2 protein-coding genes and 1 pseudogene are annotated in these 3,089 nt (G+C 39.8%); 2 read left to right on the plus strand and 1 reads right to left on the minus strand.

The window, feature by feature from the left end; translation table 11 throughout:
• Nucleotides 1–180, plus strand: a pseudogene (locus tag DXD25_RS17305) (hypothetical protein); the annotation flags it as partial.
• A 197-nt stretch (nt 181–377) separates the two neighbouring features.
• Nucleotides 378–695: a hypothetical protein gene (locus DXD25_RS15910; RefSeq protein ID WP_233522364.1), complete on the plus strand. Its 318-nt coding sequence runs from the start codon at nt 378–380 to the stop codon at nt 693–695.
• Between the two features lie 345 nt (nt 696–1,040).
• Here DXD25_RS15910 and DXD25_RS15920 read toward each other — a convergent pair.
• On the minus strand, nt 1,041–3,089 hold a 2,049-nt coding region (locus DXD25_RS15920), incomplete at its 5' end, for an RHS repeat-associated core domain-containing protein (RefSeq protein ID WP_233522365.1).

Consider the following 3,089-nt stretch of genomic DNA (forward strand, 5'->3'; position numbering starts at 1 on the left):
AACTTCTCTGTATGTCCTAATAAAGAAGTTATTGAGAATGTGAGAACTCGTGTAAATATTTATGAGGACTCAATTCGCTACCATAACGAAATGATACAGATGGCAGCAATTAAAGATAGCATGGCTAATAGCCTATTTAAAGAGGCGAATGAAATTAAAAAGAAAATTAATAAGAAATAATAGACAACGGTCATCGGCTACAAGCGCATCCTTCGCTTCGATAAAGTAAAGACGAACGGTCTCCGTATCGTGTTTGATAGTGCAAGAACTTGTCCATGCATCAGCAACATAGCAGAATACTGACTTTTCATTAACTCTCAACTGTTCATTCGTGTCCGTGATGCCACTTGCTTGACATTGCGGACACTTTTTCTTTTATGGTAGCTATGAAGAGGAAATTGATAATTATAGCAGTTTTGGTTATCTCACTTGTTGCATCTTATATCTTATGTGAAACGAAACAAAATGATGCCGATATTGATCCTGTTAAAGTCGAAGAATATACGGCAGTCTTAGAAAACAGTGTTGACTTGGATTCCATTGCAGGAACATATTGCGGTGTATTACCATCAAATGTAGAAACAAAACTCACGTTAAATGCTTATGGCACCTATTTGTTGGCACGGATATTCAAAGAAAAGCAGAACGAACAGGAAAAGTGCGGTTCCGCATACGGTGGTGTGGGAGGTCGGTAAATGTGAAAATAGGAGGCAAATGCCTTTTATAATTAGCATTTACCTCCTACCCGATTTTTGAAGTCTACACTAAAATAACAATTTGATTGCTTTTAGTTTTTATATTTTTGTATGAGACCTATTATGATTACGATTGAAATTATAAATATGATAGCATATAATCGATTCGTGAAATCATTTTTATAATTGAAAATTTCATCATTTTTATTCTTAGGACATTTTATGCCATGTAATAATCTCTGAAAATCCACATCACGCCTTTTGATTATTTTATAAAACAAAAATCTCAAAGAAACGCCAAGATATAGTATCAAAAGATTTCTCAACAATAATTCTTTCATACTTTTATTCTTTATCTTCTGGTTTCAAAAAGTCTATAGCATCAAACATGACCTCTCCCGAACCGACAGTACTATTAATTTCATCAATTCCGGAATTAATTCCTCTATTTATAGTTCCTCGTGTGGATGGTTTAAGCCTACTTAATGTCCCCTTAAATGTTTTGGAAAACTGTGCAGCATTCATTTTTTTTAGGACACTTAACCCTTTTTCGGCTTTCGAGAATGGTATGAAATCTGAAATTACCCCAGGAATAGCATCTATTTGGTTGTAATTTGGCGTTCCATCCAAATTGCCAAAATTAGCACCTGTAAAAGGATTTTTCCATTCTTCCCTTTCTAACAATCCAAAGTCAAAAGCTTGGAAACAAACATACCAATCATTCAAAGTACCATAGGCTAATTGGACGAAGAAATTATCAGATGCTGACATTTTCTCCCAAAAAGATAATTCACGAGAAGACAGATACTGATTATTATTAATGACAGTGCTTCCTGCTGGAGTTGTGAATTGTCCTGCAATGTATTCGCCTGTGTAACTATCTTTTACATGACCTCCAACTTCCAAATCATAAGAATATGCTCCACTCTTTGCAAATAGAGTTCCCGCTGCAAATAAGTATTTGGTTTCTTTTCCATACTTATTAGTTGCATCTTCTTGACTTGTAACTGAAGGATCATAGAAATATTTTTTATCTGTTCTAAGCCAATCGTTACCATTTGGGTCATTTAAAATAATAGGATTATTCCCAACATAGCAATAAGAAGAAAATTCAGCATACTTTTCTTCTGAATTATCAGTACTAATCCACAAACTAATCCTTGGGTCATAATACCTTGCCCCATAGTAATACAATCCCGTCTCCTCGTCGAATTCCTTCGCATTGAAAAGATAAGGCGTATTCCAAATGTTATTGCGCTCCTCAACGAACACTTCACCAAAAGGAACATACTCGATATGCTGCACCACCTCGCCATCAAGGTTGGTGATGTAACTACTGCTACCCAAATGGTCTGGGTGGTAGTAGAACTGCATCTTCTCGTATGCGTCGCCTTCTTGGAAGTTATTCTTTGCAGCTCTCACCAAAGCTCGTGTCTGAGCAGCCTCCAAGCTGCCATCATTGCAGCAGAAGCCCTTGCCATCGACATAATCGTTGTTGTCCTCGCCATTGTACGGCACTGCAAAGGTTGCATAATTATCCTTGATAACCTGCAACTGCTGGACATATTTTTGCTTATAGTCAACAGAAAGTCCATCAGTCTCGCTACCAGCATACTGGATGCGGCGTGGATCTGAGCCGTAAGAGGCGAAGTCACCAATCTTGGAAACGACACGCAGACTACCGATATAGATATGCTTGGTGTAACGTCCGCCTTGGTTGGCAACGAGGTAAGGAGATACATATAGTGAGAACTTGGCAGTGTTCGTGCGACCTCCTGCAAACTCTGAGTTCACATAAACTTGGTCACTCTCACCTGATGTCTTCACCGTACGCTCACCATCAGCATCATACCAATAGTTGGTCACAAAGCCATTGTCGTCGGAAGCAAGGAGACGGTTCTCCTCATCCCATTTAAGCTTGCGCTCTGCGGTCTTCTCGTCAGCCATGCCATCCTTCTTTGTACGGCTTGTGTTGACATAAACAAGATTACCGTTGGCATCATACTCATAAGCATGATTGTTGTTCACATTCTCGCTTTCTGAAGGCGTCTCCTCCGTGCGGTAGTTAACATCCTTCACATTTGCGAGTTGGAACTTCTTGCCTGTCTCTGTTCCATAGGTGTATGACAAATCATAACCTGCATTCAATGTGCCATTGAACTGCACATTGTTCTGCGTGAGAATCTGACGCTTCGATGTGATACGGTGCATATTGTCGTAACCCATCGCAAGAGTGTAGCTTGCGGTCTTGTTGTCAGCACCAGTATATGTACCTGTTGCGCTGACAAGACGGTAGAGTGCATCGTATGTATAGGTATGCGCCATCTGTCCGCCAGCCTTGCCACTCTGTGGGACTGACGCACCGTTTACCACGCTGAGCACATTGCTCACCGC

Origin of the sequence: Prevotella sp. TF12-30 (genome assembly GCF_003436715.1) — a bacterium.
Classification (GTDB): Bacteria; Bacteroidota; Bacteroidia; order Bacteroidales; family Bacteroidaceae; genus Prevotella; species Prevotella copri_A.